The organism is Streptomyces sp. MMG1533 (assembly GCF_001279775.1).
Taxonomy (GTDB): Bacteria; Actinomycetota; Actinomycetes; order Streptomycetales; family Streptomycetaceae; genus Streptomyces.
Window position 1 is genome coordinate 20,270 of record NZ_LGDG01000221.1, and the last position, 13,444, is coordinate 33,713.

Genomic DNA, 13,444 nt, shown 5'->3' on the forward strand with positions numbered 1-13,444 from the left:
GCCGTGACGACGCCGCTGCCGGGCGTGGTGGTTCGGGCATTCCTGGCGCTCCTGGACCGGTCGGTGCTCAGCAGCGTACGACCGCGGTACGGGGCGATGCGTGCCTGGCCGCTCAGCGGCGCCAAGAAAGGACGAAGAGGGGACGTTGGACCCTGTCCCCGGGTCTCGGGAGGGGCCCTTCGGCCCTATCCGGACCCGGTACCCCACCGCTGATCATGTGACGGCGGCCGGGAAGGGCCAGGTCCACATCCCGCACCACGGCACTTCCCGGCTCGTCGAGTACATGAGCAGATCGGGAGGAAGCCGTCCGGTGGACGAGGCACAGATACAGCAGAGGGGGACCGGGCGGCCGCGCGCCGCGGTCGCCGTGGCGCACGAGGATTCGGGACCGGCGGAGCACACGGCGGGTGAATCGTCGTGGACGGACTGGCTGACGACCACCGACCACAAGAAGATCGGGACGATGTACCTGGTCACCGCGTTCGTGTTCTTCATCGTCGGCGGTGTGATGGCCCTGCTGATGCGCGCGGAACTCGCCCGGCCCGGTCTGCAGGTCCTGTCGAACGAGCAGTTCAACCAGGCGTTCACCATGCACGGCTCGATCATGCTGCTGATGTTCGCGATGCCGCTGTTCACCGGCTTCGCCAACTGGATCATGCCGCTGCAGATCGGCGCCCCGGACGTGGCCTTCCCGCGGCTGAACATGCTCGCCTACTGGCTCTTCCTGTTCGGCTCGTCGATCGCCGCGTTCGGCTTCCTCACCCCGGGCGGCGCCGCCGACTTCGGCTGGTTCCTGTATGCCCCGTTGTCCGACGCCGTCCACTCGCCGGGCCTCGGCGCCGACCTGTGGATCATGGGCGTGGCGCTGTCGGGCTTCGGCTCGATCGCGGGTGCGGTCAACTTCATCACCACGATCATCTGCATGCGCGCACCCGGCATGACCATGTTCCGGATGCCGATCTTCGTGTGGAACGTGCTGCTGACCGCGGTGCTGATCCTGATCGTGTTCCCGGTCCTGGCGGCGGCCCTGTTCGCCCTGGAATGCGACCGCAAGTTCGGCAGCCATGTCTTCGACCCGGCCAACGGAGGCGCGCTGCTGTGGCAGCACCTGTTCTGGTTCTTCGGCCATCCGGAGGTGTACATCCTGGCGCTGCCGTTCTTCGGGATCGTCTCCGAGGTGATCCCTGTCTTCTCCCGGAAGCCGATGTTCGGCTACATGGGCCTGATCGGCGCGACCATCGCGATCGCGGGCCTGTCGGTGACCGTATGGGCGCACCACATGTACGTCACCGGCGGTGTCCTCCTGCCGTTCTTCTCCTTCATGACGTTCCTGATCGCGGTGCCGACAGGCGTGAAGTTCTTCAACTGGATCGGCACCATGTGGAAGGGCTCGCTCAGCTTCGAGACGCCGATGCTGTGGACCACGGGCTTCCTGATCACCTTCGTCTTCGGCGGCCTCACGGGCGTGATCCTGGCCTCGCCGCCGATGGACTTCCACATCTCCGACTCGTACTTCGTCGTCGCGCACTTCCACTACACGGTCTTCGGCACGGTCGTGTACGCGATGTTCGCCGGCTTCCACTTCTGGTGGCCCAAGTTCACCGGCAAGATGCTCGACGAGCGCCTCGGCAAGCTCACGTTCTGGACGCTCACGGCGGGCTTCCACCTGACCTTCCTCGTCCAGCACTGGCTGGGTGCCGAGGGCATGCCCCGCCGGTACGCCGACTACCTGGCCGCCGACGGTTTCACCGCCCTCAACACCCTGTCCACGATCGGGTCGTTCCTGCTGGGTCTGTCGATCCTGCCGTTCTTCTACAACGTCTGGAAGACCGCCAAGTACGGCACGGCCGTCGAGGTCGACGACCCCTGGGGCTACGGCCGTTCGCTGGAGTGGGCGACCTCCTGCCCGCCCCCGAGGCACAACTTCACCGAGCTGCCGCGGATCCGGTCCGAGTCTCCGGCCTTCGACCTCCACCACCCCGAGATCGTCGCGGCCGAGGCGGTGAGCTGAGGTGTCCCACGCCGCCCTGGCGCTGGGCGTCGCGCTGGTGACCGCCGCGGGCTGCGTCTGGTACGTCCCCGCCCTCGCCGACCTGCGCGCGGGGGCCGACCGGCCGGTCTCCCGCCGTACCGCGGCGGCGGCCTGTCTGACCGGCTGGGGCACGGCCGCGGTCGTCGCCGCGGTGCTCTTCGCCGGCGTGGAGTGGCAGGCGGCCTGCGTCATGGCGGTGGCGGGCGCGACCGTCGCGGCCACGCTGCGGATTCGTGCCGCCGCGCAGCACCGCCAGGAGGTGCGGGAGATCGCCCGTCACTGGGCGGCGCTGGACGCCGGCCCGCCCGAACACGGCCGCTCCCCGCACGCCTTTGCCGCCCTCCTCGTCTCCGGACTGGCCGCCGCCGCGGCCACGGCGACCCTCCTGGTGGCCGCCGGACCCGAAGACGGCGCGGACTGGCTCATGGCCGCCGTCGCTCCCGCCGCGGTCGTCGGTGTGACCCTCGCCGTCGCGGTCATGCACACTCGCACGGCCCGTCGTACCACGACGGGCCGTGCGTGGCCCCCGCGATAGGGGAGTGTCGGCTCCTCTGGAGCGGACGGAGGCACGAGCCGGTCGGCAGCCAACCGCCTTCCCGTCCGTGCGCACCGCCCCTCCGGAGGAACGGCCTCGCTGAGCGCCCACAGGGAGGCGCTCGACCCCTGCCGGCCCAGGTCGTCGGTGGTTCGGCGTGGGAGTCGGACGACCGTGACGCTCATATGACGCTCTGGCCGACTCGGAAGAGCCGAGGAACTTTGAGAAGTCCTCACTGTCAGTCGGTCAGGCGCCACTTGCTGAGCCGGCCGACCATCTCGGGGTCACGGTGGTCGAAGAACAGGGAGGCGCCGGTGTCCAGGGTGGCGATGGACGCCATCTGCTCGTCGGTCAGCTCGAAGTCGAAGACGTCGATGTTCTCCGCCATGCGCTCGGGGCGGACCGACTTCGGGATGGTGACGATGCCGCGCTGGATCAGCCAGCGCAGCACGACCTGCGCCACGGACTTGCCGTGCTGCTTGCCGATCTCGCTCAGGAGCGGGAGGGCGAAGAGGTTGTTCTTGCCTTCGGCGAACCCGCCCCAGGACTGGATCTGGACCCCGTGCTCGCGCAACAGCTCCTGGTCGGCGACGCGCTGGAAGAACGGGTGGGTCTCGATCTGGTTGACCGCGGGCGTGATCTCGTTGTTGAGGACGAGGTCGACGAGCCGGTCGGGGTAGAAGTTGGCGACGCCGATCGCCTTGGTACGGCCGTCGCGGTGCAGGCTCTCCATGGCGCGCCATTGGCCGTAAACGTCGCCGTAGGGCTGATGCATCAAGTACAGATCGAGGTATTCCAGGCCGAGCTTGTTCAGCGAGGTCTCGAAGGCGTGCTTGGTGTTCTCCTCGGCGGGCGCGTCCTGGACCCAGAGCTTGGTGGTGACGAACAGCTCCTCGCGGGGGATGCCGCTGCTCTTGATGGCGCGGCCGACGGCCTCCTCGTTGTCATAGGCGGCGGCCGTGTCGAGCAGCCGGTAGCCGGCGGCCAGGGCGTCCGTGACGGCCTGCTCCGTCTGCTCCGGCGGGATCTGGTAGACGCCGAAGCCGAGGATCGGCATCTCGACGCCGTTGTTGAGGGTGACGGTCTGCATGGGGGTCTTCCTTGTCCTGCCGGTGAAGGGTCAGAGGGCGATGAGGGCCTTGAGGACGCGGCGGTCGGCCATGGCCTGGTAGGCGTCGGGGACCTGGTCGAGGGAGAAGATCCGGTCGAAGACGCGGCCAGGTTCGATGGTGCCGTCCAGGACGTCCGGCATCAGTTCCTCGATGTAGGCGCGGGCCGGGCTGGCACCGCCGGTGAGGGTGATGTTCCGCATGATCATGGACGGGCCGACGGGACCTTCCTCGTACTGCGGGACGCCCAGACGGCTGATGGTGCCGCCGTCGACGACCGCTGCCAGTGCGGTCTCCAGCGTCTGACGGGTGCCGACGGCCTCGATCACCTTGTCCACGCCGTCGCCACCGGCCAGCTCGCGTACCCGGGTGACGCCTTCCTCGCCGCGCTCGGCGACCACGTCGGTGGCGCCGAACTCGCGGCCCAGGTCGGTGCGGTCGGTGTGGCGGCCCATCAGGACGACCTGCTCGGCGCCCAGCCGCTTGGCGGCGATCACCGCGCACAGGCCGACCGCACCGTCCCCGATGACCAGCACGCAGTCGCCGCGACTGACGCGGGCGGTGACGGCTCCGTGGTGGCCGGTGCCCATCACGTCCGACAGGGTCAGCAGCGAGGGCAGCAGCGCGGAGTCCGCGCCGACGGGCAGCTTGACCAGGGTGCCGTCGGCCTGGGGAACGCGCACCGCCTCGCCCTGGCCGCCGTCCACGCCGTCGAGGCCGTACCGGCCTCCGTGCCGGCACGAGATGTGCAGGCCGCGGGCGCAGTAGTCGCAGGTGTTGTCGCAGTAGGTGAACGGGGCGACGACCAGGTCACCGGCCTTGATGCCGGTGACGTCGGCGCCGGTCTCCTCCACCACGCCGAGGAACTCGTGTCCCATCGGCCGGCCGCTGTCGGTGGCGGGCATGGACTTGTAGGGCCACAGATCGCTGCCGCACACGCACGACAGCACGACGCGGACGACGGCATCGGTGCGCTGCTGGATCTTCGGGTCGGGACGGTTCTCGATCCGGACGTCGCCGGCGCCGTACATCACTGCTGCGCGCATGGAAGGTGCTCCTGCTCTGAAAAGCGTCCGCCGGTTGTTGCGGCGGCTGTGGGTTCTCGGGTGGGAAGCGCGGCCCGGTACCGCCCGACGGGCCGGTGGAGCCGGGTCGGCGTTCGAGCATCCGCGCGGCGGTCCCGGTGAGGAGGGGGACACGAGGCGGTGCTCCTGCTTGACGGGGATGAAGTGGTGACGTCATCCACCGTGCCGCTCGACGCACCACATAGGCAGGCCGGGTTCTGCCGGGGGTGGTCAGCGATGGGTATGACAGGGCCCCCCTCGCGGATACCGTCCTGTCGGCAGCGTTGCGACACTGGCTCCATGGCACCCGAGCAGCACACCAGCGGTGACGAACTGGCGCGCTTCCTGCGCGCCCGCCGCACCCAGACCAGCCCCGAAAGCGCCGGCCTCACCCCCGGGCCCGGCGTACGCCGCACTCCCGGCCTGCGCCGCGAGGAACTGGCCACGCTCGCCGGGGTCAGCATCGACTACTACACCCGCCTGGAGCGCGGCAAGGAGACCCGGCCCAGCCCCGGTGTCATCGACGCTCTCGCCCGTGCCCTGCACCTCGACGACGACGAACACCGCCACCTGCGCGAGCTGGCCGCCCGGGCCGCCCACTACGCCCCCGAACCGCCTCCCCCGCCCAGCCGGACCGTCCGTCCGCACCTGAAGCTGCTGCTGGAGGCGATGCGCCCGAACCCCGCCTACATCGTCAGCCGCAGCATGGACCTGCTCGCATGGAATCCCGCGGGCCTGGCCCTGTATGCCGGCATCGCCGACTGGCCCGCCAAGCAGCGCAACCTCGCCCGCTACCTCTTCCTCCACCCCACCGCCCGCGAGCTGTTCCCCGACTGGGACACCCAGGTCCGCGGCTGCGTCGCCCGCCTGCGCGCCGAAGCCGGCACCAACCCGGACGCACCCGACCTCACCAGCCTCGTCGGGGAGCTCCTGCTCAAGAGTCCCGACTTCGCCAAGCTGTGGGAACGTTACGAGGTCATCGGACGCAAGAAGGTCCAGAAGACCTTCCACCATCCCCAGGTCGGCGTCCTCACCCTGAGCGGCCAGAGCATGCACCTCGAAGGCACCCCCGGCCAGCGCCTCGGCGCCTACACCGCCGAGCCGGGCACCCCCGATCATGACGCCATGCTCCTGCTCGACATGACTGCGCGCGAGTCCGCTGAGCGCCAGGAAACGCAGGCCGAGCGACAGCGGCCCGCCTCGTCCTGACCGGCCTCATGCAGCAGCCCAAGCCTGGCCGTTGAGCTCCGAGTGAATCGATATCTGTGCGTACGCCCGCTCCGTCAGGCTTCGGCCGGCCACGGTGGTGGGCGGGATGCCGATCGGCAGGCAGGCCGGTGCGCCGCGAGGCGGGGCCGAGGTCGTCGTCGCGACCCCGGGCAGGCTCAAGGACCTCATCGACCGTGGCGACTGCCGGCTGAACCAGGTGGGCATCACGGTGCTGGACGAGGCCGACCAGATGGCTGACATGGGGTTCATGCCGCAGGTCACCGCGCTGCACGGCGGCAAGTCGTACCCGCAGCGCACCCGCACGCTGGCGCAGTTTGCGAGTCCGGCAGCGTCGTCACGCTCGTCACGCCGAGTCAGCGCCGCGGCATGGTCCGCCTCATGTCGGACGCCGGGATCCGGCCGCAGACCACCCAGATCCGCTCGGGCGACGACGCCCTGAGCCGGATCACCGGCGCCCAGGCCCCGTCCGGCATCCCGGTCGTCATCACCGCACCGGTGTCGAACGTTCCAAGCGCAGCGCCTCCTCCCGAGGCCGACGCCGCCCCAATTCGGCGACCCCGCGCGCGCCCGTACGCCAGTCCGTCTTCGACGCGGCCTGAATCCGAATCCGTCTGACCGACAGGGCAGGCACGAGCCCACACGCCGTTCCGCGGGTTCCCGTCGCAGTGATTGCTCAGCGCTTGTGAATGCCCATCAGGGGCACCCTGGTCTCCGGATCGTCATGCCTGGCCTTGCTACCCGGCCTCGGTGCCCCCGCCCTCCACCCGCCAACCCGGCGGAGCCGCAGTCCTGCCGGAAAAACTGACGGGCACAGTCGACCATCCATGGACCAGTTGAGGTGGGTTACCTCATCTTCGATCGAGCAGAAATCTGTGCCAGCCAGAGTAGACATTGGGTGGCAGTGTGGTTATGGTTTCTCTCGTAGTCGAGATCAGCAAGGCCCGGCAGACACGAACTGCCGGGCAGCAGTACAGGAAGTTGCAGTGTGCAGGACGGTGCGGTGGTGGAGTTCCGAAGCCAGGGTTGTTGCAGGACGGCGACGGGGCTGACGACCGGACCGGGTGGCCCGCAGTGATCAGGGGCCGCCGTGAGCAGGGCCGCGGTCGACGCGGTGGCAGTACCTGTAAGTGCAGTTCGCGTTACCCAGTAGTACGCAGTACCCCGTTTGGCAAGCAGTTGATCACCGAGGGAAGAACGGAGGGGCCGAGCGCCATCAGGATCGCCCGGGCGGAGCCTTGAACCCGGGTACCGCAGGACATCGATAGTGAGGTGGTCTCCGGTCGAGCAACCGCGATCCCAGCACCCCCGACAGCATCTCGGTCGGGTCTGCGGAAACAGAAGGCCGGCGCAGTACCAGGGCCGGCAGATGGTGTAGTAGTTCCTTCGGGGCCCTGGTGCCATAGGCACCAGGGCCCCTCAACGCGTTCCACGGAGAGGTGCAAGTGACAGCAGACGATTCCTTCGGCCGGCTCGACGACGACGATTACCCCGCCTACACCATGGGCCGAGCTGCCGAGATGCTCGGCACCACCCCCAACTTCCTCCGCGCCATCGGTGAGGCCCGGCTGATCACCCCGCTCCGCTCTCAGGGCGGACACCGCCGCTACTCCCGTTACCAGCTGCGCATCGCGGCCCGCGCCCGGGAACTCGTCGACCAGGGCACCCCCATCGAGGCCGCCTGCCGCATCGTCATCCTCGAAGACCAGCTCGAAGAAGCCCAGCGCCTCAATGCCGAACACCGTCGCGCCGCCGGATCACCCAACCCCCCGGCCGTGGCATGAGATGAGCGCGCCCGCCGGTATCGACGGGCACCGCCGCACAGTCCCCGTGTGCGGCGTGATCGTTCCTGTGGTGACGTGGGGTGCGGGCGTGTAACGTCTGCGTCAGCTGTCGTGGTTCGGAGTTCCCCTTTGCCCACGCCTTGGTGTGGGCTTTTTGCTGTGCTGTGCCGCAGGAACCAGGGCGATCACCTCTGCCTTCCACATGGAGTGGGAGGCGTTCATCGGCTGGAAGGCATTTGACTATGGCTACGGGAACTGTGAAGTGGTTCAACGCGGAGAAGGGCTTCGGCTTCATCGCCCAGGACGGGGGCGGCCCGGATGTCTTCGCGCACTATTCCGCAATCAACTCCTCAGGCTTTCGTGAGCTCCAGGAGGGCCAGATCGTGACGTTCGACGTCACCCAGGGCCAAAAGGGCCCGCAGGCCGAGAACATCACCCCGGCCTGACCTCGCAGCCTCGCCCGAGAGATGGTGCACTCCGCGTCCGGTTAGGGCCGCAGCCCGTGCGGGCTGTGCTTTCAGCCGGACAAGGGGAACCGCTCTCGTGCCGGGCGTCGACCGGGCCTGTCGTGCACAGGATCAGGGCCGCGCAGCAATGGCTGGGCGGCCCTCTTGGTTCTGGCTCTCGTGGTGTCGTGTCGGAGGGGTCCTGACCTGTAGTTCCTCGGGCTGAAGCCTCGCGTCGGAGGGGCGGTCCGGTCGCCGGCCACCGAAGTACGTGGCGAAGGCGGACGCGAACCCGAAGAACCTCGCCGGGATGACAGCGAACGGCTTCAGCCGAACGGTCGTCGGCAGGGTGCCGTTGACGAAGAAGATCACCACGCCCAGCGCCAGGGTGCGGGCGAACTCCCCGGTATCGAACATCGTGCCCGTCTCCCGGTTGAGCAGTACGGCCGCCACCGCGAACCCCGATCCTGCCGTGGTGGCGGGGATCATGGAGATGGCGTCGGCGATGCTCGGACCGCCCTGCAGAAACATCGTGACCGCCCTCGGCGCCGAGGAGACGGCCCTGTTGCGGACGCTGCTGCAGCGGGCAGCGAGGCGCCTGGGCTGACGGACGCGAGCCCGGACAGTGCCCGGTGTCGCGCTCACCCCGGGGCCCGTGCCGGAACGGCGCCTGCGCGATCGGCGGTGACGCTCGTTCCGGTGGGGCGTCAGGCGGGCTGCGCCGCCGTCCTTCCGGCTCCCCACCGCCGGGTGCGGTAGGTACCCGCGAGGCGACAGACGGCGTAGATCGTGAACGAGATGGTCGTGACGTAGGGGCTGATGGGGATGCTGCTGCCCAGGGCGAGCAGGATGCCGCCCTCGATGGAGGACACGGCGAAGAGCACGCTGAGCACCGGCAGCAGTACCGGCGACGCGGTGATGCGGGCGGCGGCCGCGGCGGGGGTGACAAGGAGGCTGAGGACCAGCAGTGCGCCGACGATCTGCACCGACAGGGCGACGGCGAGTCCGAGCACGATCATGAAGGCGAAGGACAGGGCGCGCACCGGTACGCCGCGGGCCTCGGCGACGTCCGGGTCGGCGCTGGCGAAGGTCAGCGGCCGCCACATGACGGCCAGGGCGAGAAGGACCAGGGCGGACGTGCCCAGCAGCCAGTTCATCTGAGGGGTGTCGACGGCGACGATCTGGCCGGTGAGGAGGCCGAACTTGTTGGCCGCCCGGCCCTTGTACAGGGCGAGGAAGAGCACGCCGAGTCCGAGGCCGAACGGCATGATGATGCCGATCACCGAGTTGCGGTCGCGGGCCCTTGCGCCCAGGACGCCGATCACGCCGGCCGCGAGGAGCGAGCCGACGATCGAGCCCGCCACGATGTTCACGCCAAGGAGCAGGGCCGCTGAAGCTCCGGCGAAGGACAGCTCGCTGATGCCGTGCACCGCGAAGGGCAGGTCGCGCATCGTGACGAAGACCCCGGCCAGGCCGCCGACGAGGCCCAGCGCGGCACCGGCGAGGAGGGAGTTGCGGACCAGCGCCAGGAGTTCGCCGTAGTTGTCGAAGCTGAAGATCTGGTGCCAGACCCCGTCGGCGAGCGTCATGTGCGCAGTTCCTCGGTCTCATGGGCGTGGTGTGGTGGCGTGGCCGGGTCGTCGGGCGTTCCGACGACCACGACGCGTCCCTGGACGCGGACGACATCGACCCGGGTCCCGTACAGCCGTGACAGGGACTCGGAGGTGAGAACCTCCTCCGGTGTGCCGACCCGGTGACTGCCGCGTGCCAGGTACAGCACCCGGTCCACCAGGCCGAGCACCGGGTTGATCTCGTGGGTCACGAAGACCACGGCCGTGCCGTGCGAGCGGCGGCGGGCGTCGACGAGTTCGGTGACGGCCCGCTGGTGATTCAGGTCGAGGGAGAGCAGCGGCTCGTCGCACAGGAGGATCCGCGGGTCGGTCGCCAGGGCCTGTCCGATACGGACGCGCTGCCGTTCGCCTCCGGAGAGCAGGCCGAGGGGGACGTCGGCGTACGCGGACGCCCCGACCGACTCCAGGACTTCGTCCACCCGGCGGCGTACGGCGGCTGTGCGCAGTCGCGGTCCGAAGCGGTGCCCGTCGATCCCGAAGCGGACGAGGTCGCGGGCGCGCAGCATCGCCTGCGCGGACAGTTCCGCCTGCTGGGGGACGTAGCCGAGGTGCCGGGCGGCGTCGCGGGGGCCGCGGCCGAGGACGGTCAGCGTGCCGGCGGACAGCGGCTGCCGGCCCAGCAGGGCCCGTACGAAGCTGGTCTTGCCCGATCCGTTCGGCCCGAGCACGGCGACGAACTCCCCGGGCCGCACGTCCAGGTCGAGGCCCTGCCACACCACGCGCTCGCCGTAGGACACGGCGGCCTCGCGCAGGCTGATCACCGCGCCGGCACCGGGTCCGCCCTGACGGGGCCGGGGCACCGGGGCCGCCCCCGGCCGCCTCACTTGGCCAGCGCGCTCGCGAGCGCGTCGACGTTGGCGGTCATCCAGCCGAGGTAGTCCTTGCCCTTGGGCAGGGTCTCGGTCACCGGCACGACGGGGATGCCGGCCGCCTTCGCCGCGGCCTTCGCCTTGTCGGTCTGCGGTCCGGCGGTCTGCTCGTTGTAGACCAGCGCCTTGACCTCCCTGCCGCTGAACACCGCAAGCGTGGCCTGAAGGATCTTGGGGGACACGTCGTCGCCCTCCTCGATGGCCTCGCTGAACTCCTCGGGCGTCCTGTTCACCAGGCCGGCCGCGTCGAGCATGTACAGCGGCACGGGCTCGGTGATGGCCACGCCCTCGCCTCCGTGCTCCTTCTTGATCTCGGCTTCCTTCGCCTCCAGCGGCTGGAGTTCGGCCTTGAAGGTCGCGGCGTTCTTGGCGAAGGCGGCAGCGTCGTCGGGGTCGGCCCGGCCCAGGGCGGCGGCCACGCTGTCGGCGATCCTGCTCACGCCGGGGAAGTCGTACCAGACGTGTTCGTTGAGCTCGCCGCCCTTCGGGGCGGTCCTGCCGGAGACCTTGACCGCGTTGATCACGTCGGCGGAGGAGTTGCTGCTCTTGAGCATCCGGTCGACGAAATCGTCGTAGCCGCCGCCGTTCTCGATGACGACCTTCGCCTTGGACAGGGCCAGCTGGTTCTGGGTGTCGGCCTCGTAGGAGTGCGGGTCCTGGTCGGGGTCGCTGATGATCGAGGTGACGTCGACCTCGGCGCCGCCTATCTGCCGGGCCATGTCGCCGTAGACATTGGTCGAGGCGACCACGGTGACCTTGGACGAGGCGGCCGGTTCCTGTGCGCTGCTCCCATCGCTGCCGGAGTCCGACGAGCTGTCGCAGCCTGCCAGGAGGGCCAGCGCGGCGCCGGTGAGCAGGGCGGCCAGACGCCGGGACGGGGACGGGGACATGGGTCCTCCACGACAGGTCGGAACAGGGATGTTCGGGGGAGCTGGGAGCCCGGAGCGAACCGGGCAGGCGCCACGCTAGATGGAAATGAATGTCAAGAACATGGCCGATTCCGATCTATATGAAAACCATTGCCAAGACTTGACGCGTCCCGTCAGCCCCACCGTGCTGCCTGTGACGGTGGGGCTGACGCAAGGGGGCGTGTCGCGTCCCTGGGAGGTCAGCAGTCGCGGAACTCGGGGGACTGGTTCAGGATCTGGGCCCGCAGGGAGGTGAAGCGCGTGTACGTCTCACCGCCGCGGTCCTCGGGGCGGAACGCGGCGACACGGTGGCAGTTCTGGAAGGCGAGGGCGATGCCGAAGTGCCGCTCCAGGCTGCCTCGGATCGCGTCGCTGGACAGTGCCCGCAGCAGCTGGCCCCGTTCCTTCTCGGAGGGCGGCGGAGTCTGGTTGTCGGCGAAGGCGGCGTCGCCGTTGCGCAGCTCGCCGACCAGGCGGGCGACGAGGTCGTAGGCGTACGGCAGGGACGTGCGGACCGTTTCCACGAAGTCCTCCTCCCTGACCTCGCCGTTCTCGGCTTCGGTGAGCAGCTTCGGGGAGACGTCGAGTGACATGAGGGTGTTTCCTGTCTGTTCGTTGTTCTTGCGGTGCTGTGTGTGGTGGTGGGGGGTGGGGTGGGGGGACGGCCGGCGCTGCGGACTCAGGCGAAGGCGGCCAGTGCCGCCGGGCCGTGCCGGAAGTCGGGGTCGACCTGGGCGGCGAGGTCCTGACCGGTGGCCTTGTTGGCCCAGGCGGTGGCGTTGCGCAGATGGAACTCGACGGCGTGCCGCTGGAACGCGGTCCAGTCCTTGGGGCGGGCGTCCACGGTTGCGCGCAGCCGGTCCAGCGTGCGCGTGTTGTGCGACTCCAACTCCCCTGCGTACCGGCCCTGTTCGTGGGCGCGTACGAACGAGGACTGCTCGCAGTGGGCGACCAGGTCCTCGCCGACGTGCTCGCGGAGGAAGGCGAGGTCGTCCTCGCCGGTGACCTTGTTGCCGACCACGGCGACCGGGACGCCGAACTCGGCGGCGTGGTCCCGGTACTGGCGGTAGACCGACACGCTCTTGCGGGTCGGCTCGACGACGAGGAAGGTCATGTCGAAGCGGGTGAACAGGCCCGACGCGAAGGCGTCGGCGCCGGCCGTCATGTCGACGACGACGTACTCGCCGGGCCCGTCCACGAGGTGGTTGAGGTACAGCTCGACCGCGCCGAGCTTGGAGTGGTAGCAGGCCACGCCGAGGTCGCTCTCGCCGAAGGCGCCGGTGACCATCAGGGCCACCCCGCCGACCTCCTGGACGTGGTGGGCGTGGATCTCGTCGTCGCCGAGCAGTCGCAGCAGCCGGGAGCCGCGACCGGGCGGAGTCGTCTTGACCATGGAGTCGCGGGACGCGATCCGAGGGTTCGTGCCCCGCAGGTGGTCCTTGATCTCACCGGTCCGCGCACTGAGCGGCGGCGCGGCGAAGGGCTCGTCCTCGTCGAGACCGAGCGCGTACGCCAGGTGCTGGTTGATGTCGCCGTCGATGGCGACGACCGGCGCGCCCGAGCGTGCCAGGTGACGGGAGAAGAGGGCGGACAGGGTGGTCTTGCCGCTGCCGCCCTTGCCGACGAAGGCAACGCGCATGGCTAACCGCCGGACTTATTGGAAATGGATGTCATGATCATAGATTGGGGAGGAGGGGGCGCGGGTGTCAAATTGCCACCCCTGCAGCTGTTCATCCTTTGCTGAGAGTTGGGGCGGCGACTCAAGGCGGCTGCGCGGGCCTGAGTGATCCCGCCGGGGCCGCGGTGCGGCCGGGCCCGCCCGTCACCGCGGCCGACGGC

13 protein-coding genes and 1 pseudogene are annotated in these 13,444 nt (G+C 69.5%); 6 read left to right on the top strand and 8 right to left on the bottom strand.

Annotation, left to right across the window (positions count from 1 at the left end; translation table 11 throughout):
• The first annotated feature begins 463 nt into the window (after window positions 1–463).
• Window positions 464–2,011 carry a cytochrome c oxidase subunit I gene (ctaD, locus tag ADK57_RS24785; RefSeq protein ID WP_234390408.1) on the top strand — a complete coding sequence of 516 codons (1,548 nt, stop codon included), beginning with the start codon at window positions 464–466 and terminating at the stop codon, window positions 2,009–2,011.
• A 1-nt stretch (window position 2,012) separates the two neighbouring features.
• On the top strand, window positions 2,013–2,567 hold the full coding sequence (locus ADK57_RS24790; RefSeq protein ID WP_053751753.1) for a hypothetical protein: 555 nt from the start codon (window positions 2,013–2,015) through the stop codon (window positions 2,565–2,567).
• A 238-nt stretch (window positions 2,568–2,805) separates the two neighbouring features.
• Here the strand turns inward: ADK57_RS24790 and ADK57_RS24795 are convergent, their stop codons facing one another.
• Together ADK57_RS24795 and ADK57_RS24800 are read right to left on the bottom strand one after the other, a co-directional pair.
• On the bottom strand, window positions 2,806–3,657 hold the full coding sequence (locus ADK57_RS24795) for an aldo/keto reductase (RefSeq protein ID WP_053751754.1): 852 nt from the start codon (window positions 3,655–3,657) through the stop codon (window positions 2,806–2,808).
• A gap of 30 nt (window positions 3,658–3,687) precedes the next feature.
• Window positions 3,688–4,722, bottom strand: a complete 1,035-nt coding sequence (locus tag ADK57_RS24800) for a zinc-binding dehydrogenase (protein WP_199830679.1) — start codon at window positions 4,720–4,722, stop codon at window positions 3,688–3,690.
• 318 nt (window positions 4,723–5,040) lie between these two features.
• Between ADK57_RS24800 and ADK57_RS24805 the strand changes: the two genes are divergently transcribed.
• The 4 genes and pseudogenes from ADK57_RS24805 (at window position 5,041) to ADK57_RS24820 (ending at window position 8,197) form a co-directional block, all read left to right on the top strand.
• Window positions 5,041–5,949: a helix-turn-helix transcriptional regulator gene (locus tag ADK57_RS24805; RefSeq protein WP_053751756.1), complete on the top strand. Its 909-nt coding sequence runs from the start codon at window positions 5,041–5,043 to the stop codon at window positions 5,947–5,949.
• Window positions 5,950–6,010: 61 nt separating this feature from the next.
• Window positions 6,011–6,569 (top strand): annotated as a pseudogene (locus ADK57_RS47810) (DEAD/DEAH box helicase); the annotation flags it as partial.
• An 843-nt stretch (window positions 6,570–7,412) separates the two neighbouring features.
• The gene (locus ADK57_RS24815) at window positions 7,413–7,751 is read left to right on the top strand and encodes a MerR family transcriptional regulator (protein ID WP_053751758.1); all 339 of its coding nucleotides are present in this window, start codon (window positions 7,413–7,415) and stop codon (window positions 7,749–7,751) included.
• A 242-nt stretch (window positions 7,752–7,993) separates the two neighbouring features.
• Window positions 7,994–8,197 (top strand): cold-shock protein, encoded by a 204-nt coding sequence (locus ADK57_RS24820; RefSeq protein ID WP_053751759.1) that lies wholly within the window; start codon window positions 7,994–7,996, stop codon window positions 8,195–8,197.
• Window positions 8,198–8,329: 132 nt separating this feature from the next.
• Here ADK57_RS24820 and ADK57_RS52545 read toward each other — a convergent pair whose 3' ends face one another.
• The 6 genes from ADK57_RS52545 to ADK57_RS24850 all read right to left on the bottom strand — a co-directional run bounded on the left by ADK57_RS52545 (window position 8,330) and on the right by ADK57_RS24850 (window position 13,244).
• Window positions 8,330–8,728: a DUF1097 domain-containing protein gene (locus ADK57_RS52545; RefSeq protein ID WP_078973310.1), complete on the bottom strand. Its 399-nt coding sequence runs from the start codon at window positions 8,726–8,728 to the stop codon at window positions 8,330–8,332.
• 176 nt (window positions 8,729–8,904) lie between these two features.
• Complete coding sequence (locus tag ADK57_RS24830) at window positions 8,905–9,786, bottom strand: metal ABC transporter permease (protein WP_053751761.1); 882 nt, start codon at window positions 9,784–9,786, stop codon at window positions 8,905–8,907.
• Window positions 9,783–10,628 carry a metal ABC transporter ATP-binding protein gene (locus ADK57_RS24835; RefSeq protein WP_234390405.1) on the bottom strand — a complete coding sequence of 282 codons (846 nt, stop codon included), beginning with the start codon at window positions 10,626–10,628 and terminating at the stop codon, window positions 9,783–9,785. Before ADK57_RS24835 ends, ADK57_RS24830 begins: the two co-directional genes overlap by 4 nt.
• A gap of 20 nt (window positions 10,629–10,648) precedes the next feature.
• A complete protein-coding gene (locus ADK57_RS24840) occupies window positions 10,649–11,587 on the bottom strand; it encodes a metal ABC transporter solute-binding protein, Zn/Mn family (RefSeq protein WP_053751763.1) in 939 nt (312 codons plus the stop codon).
• A 218-nt stretch (window positions 11,588–11,805) separates the two neighbouring features.
• Window positions 11,806–12,198, bottom strand: a complete 393-nt coding sequence (locus ADK57_RS24845; protein WP_053751764.1) for an SCO5389 family protein — start codon at window positions 12,196–12,198, stop codon at window positions 11,806–11,808.
• A gap of 86 nt (window positions 12,199–12,284) precedes the next feature.
• The gene (locus tag ADK57_RS24850; RefSeq protein ID WP_053751765.1) at window positions 12,285–13,244 is read right to left on the bottom strand and encodes an ATP-binding protein; all 960 of its coding nucleotides are present in this window, start codon (window positions 13,242–13,244) and stop codon (window positions 12,285–12,287) included.
• Window positions 13,245–13,444 lie beyond the last annotated feature (200 nt).

Bases quoted from the DNA above. Each gene is read 5' to 3' on its own strand.
- ADK57_RS24795 (WP_053751754.1), bottom strand. From the start codon at position 3,657: ATGCAGACCGTCACCCTCAACAACGGCGTCGAGATGCCGATCCTCGGC.
- ADK57_RS24800 (WP_199830679.1), bottom strand. From the start codon at position 4,722: ATGCGCGCAGCAGTGATGTACGGCGCCGGCGACGTCCGGATCGAGAAC.
- ADK57_RS24830 (WP_053751761.1), bottom strand. From the start codon at position 9,786: ATGACGCTCGCCGACGGGGTCTGGCACCAGATCTTCAGCTTCGACAAC.
- ADK57_RS24845 (WP_053751764.1), bottom strand. From the start codon at position 12,198: ATGTCACTCGACGTCTCCCCGAAGCTGCTCACCGAAGCCGAGAACGGC.
- ADK57_RS24805 (WP_053751756.1), top strand. From the start codon at position 5,041: ATGGCACCCGAGCAGCACACCAGCGGTGACGAACTGGCGCGCTTCCTG.
- ADK57_RS52545 (WP_078973310.1), bottom strand. From the start codon at position 8,728: ATGTTTCTGCAGGGCGGTCCGAGCATCGCCGACGCCATCTCCATGATC.
- ADK57_RS24820 (WP_053751759.1), top strand. From the start codon at position 7,994: ATGGCTACGGGAACTGTGAAGTGGTTCAACGCGGAGAAGGGCTTCGGC.
- ADK57_RS24840 (WP_053751763.1), bottom strand. From the start codon at position 11,587: ATGTCCCCGTCCCCGTCCCGGCGTCTGGCCGCCCTGCTCACCGGCGCC.
- ctaD (WP_234390408.1), top strand. From the start codon at position 464: ATGTACCTGGTCACCGCGTTCGTGTTCTTCATCGTCGGCGGTGTGATG.
- ADK57_RS24850 (WP_053751765.1), bottom strand. From the start codon at position 13,244: ATGCGCGTTGCCTTCGTCGGCAAGGGCGGCAGCGGCAAGACCACCCTG.